Genomic DNA, 2249 nt, shown 5'->3' with positions numbered 1-2249 from the left:
ACCACCGAGACCGAGCGGAAACTCGCCGGCATCTGGTCCGAACTGCTCGGCATCGACCGCATCGGCACAACCGACGACTTCTTCGACCTCGGCGGACACTCCCTGCTCGCCACCCGCGTCATCGGCCGCATCCGCACCACACTCGGCATCGACCTACCCCTGGCCGCACTCTTCGACCAGCCGACCATCCGTACCCTCGCCGCCCTGATCGACGCCGACAACAACCCCACCGCCACACCGATCACCCCCACCGGCCGCGACCGGCAACTGCCGTTGTCCTTCGCCCAGCAACGACTCTGGTTCCTCACCCAACTCGACCCGGACTCCACCGAATACCACGTACCGGTGATGATCCCGCTGGACGAGGGGACCGACCCCGCCGCTGTCGCTGACGCGCTGACCGCCATCGTGGAGCGCCACGAGGTACTTCGCACCCGCATCGTCACGGACGCCGACGACCGCCCGTACCAGGTGATCGACGCACCGGCGCCGGTACCGCTGGACGTCATCGACACAACCGGCGGTGACAGCCGCGGTATCGGCCACGCCCTCATCACGGCACCGTTCGATCTGGCCATCGGACCGCTGCTGCGGGCCGGCCTGCTGCGCGAACACGGCAACCGCTACACGCTGGTGCTGTGCATGCACCACATCGTCGCCGACGAGTGGTCGGCCGCGATCCTCCGTGACGAGTTGCAGGCCTTCCTCGGCCAGGCCGGTCCGAGGCCGCCGGATCTGCCGGTGCAGTACGCCGACTATGCGGTATGGCAGCGTCAGCATCTGGTCGGCGAGGTCCTCGACGGCCAGCTCGCCTACTGGCGCCGGCAACTCGCCGATCCGCCGGTGCTGGAGCTTCCGGCCGACCGGCCCCGGCCGCCGATCCGCTCGGCCGACGGTGCGGCGGTGACGGTTCGCATTCCCGAGCACGTCACCGACGGCTTGCGGGAGCTGTCCCGGGCACGCGGGACCACGATGTTCATGACGCTCGCCGCCGCCTACGCCGTCCTGCTGCACCGGCACACCGGCCAGAACGACCTGCTCATCGGCACCCCCGTCGCGAACCGCGGCCAAGCCGAGACCGAGAACCTCATCGGCTTCTTCGTCAACACCCTCGCCCTGCGCACCCGCTTCGACACCGATCCCACCTTCGAAGAACTCCTCGATCTCGTACGCCGAACCGCACTCGACGCCTACGACCACCAGGACCTGCCGTTCGAACAACTCGTCGACGAACTCGTCCACGACCGCGACCGATCCCGCACCCCACTGATCCAAACCCTGTTCAACCACACCACCACCAGCCACGACACCATCCACGGCACCGCCACCCAACCCACCGCCGTGAAATGGGACCTGTCCCTGACCACGGCGGAGACCCCGACCACGATCCACGCCGCCCTGCAGTACAGCACCGCCCTGTTCGACGACGCGACCATCCGCGCCTGGGCCGACCACCTGCTGCTCCTGCTGGACGCGATCGTCACCGATCCCGGCCGCCCGGTCTCCCTGCTGCCGGTCCTGACCGCCGGCGAGGAGTCCCGGCTGGCCGCACTCAACGACACGAGTGCGGAGGTGAGCCACACCGGCATCGTCGACCTGTTCAGCAGGCAGGACGCCGACCGGGTCGCGATCGTCGACGGTGACCGGCGCATCCGGTACCGGGAGCTCGGCGAGTACTCCGACAGCCTCGCCCACGGTCTGCTCACCCAGGGCGTCCGTCCGGGCGACCTGGTCGCGCTGATCCTGCCGCGCGGTGCCGAGCTGATCACCGCGATGCTCGCGGCCCTCAAGGCAGGTGCCGTCTACCTCCCGATCGACGTGACCACCCCGCCGGCCCGCATCGCCCAGCTCCTGGACGACGCCGCACCTGTCGTCGTACTGACCGGCCCCGGCAGCGAGCGCCCGCAAACCGCGGCGACAGTGCTGGACATCGCAGCGTTCACCACCGGTGATCCGGCCGCCAGCCGGCCCGATCTGAACGGTCGTGCCGCCGGGAGTTCATCACCGGCGGGACGGGTTCCACTGCCGGTCCGGTCGCCGGACGATCCGGCCTACCTGATCTACACGTCGGGTTCGACCGGCACCCCCAAAGGCGTCCTGATCCCCCACCACAACCTCACCAACCTGATCACCACCACCGCCCGCGAATACGGCTTCGGCCCCGACGACACCTGGACCCTGTTCCACTCCCCCGCCTTCGACTTCGCCGTCTGGGAAATCTGGGCACCACTACTCACCGGCGGACGCCT

Annotated in this window: 1 protein-coding gene; it reads left to right on the top strand. The window is 69.1% G+C overall.

Annotation, left to right across the window (positions count from 1 at the left end):
* On the top strand, positions 1–2249 hold a 2249-nt coding region (locus CLV67_RS50790; protein WP_146169676.1), incomplete at both ends, for a condensation domain-containing protein.

Origin of the sequence: Actinoplanes italicus (assembly GCF_003001815.1) — a bacterium.
Classification (GTDB): Bacteria; Actinomycetota; Actinomycetes; order Mycobacteriales; family Micromonosporaceae; genus Actinoplanes; species Actinoplanes italicus.
Note: the sequence above shows the minus strand (reverse complement) of the source record. Positions and strands in the feature narration are given on the sequence as shown.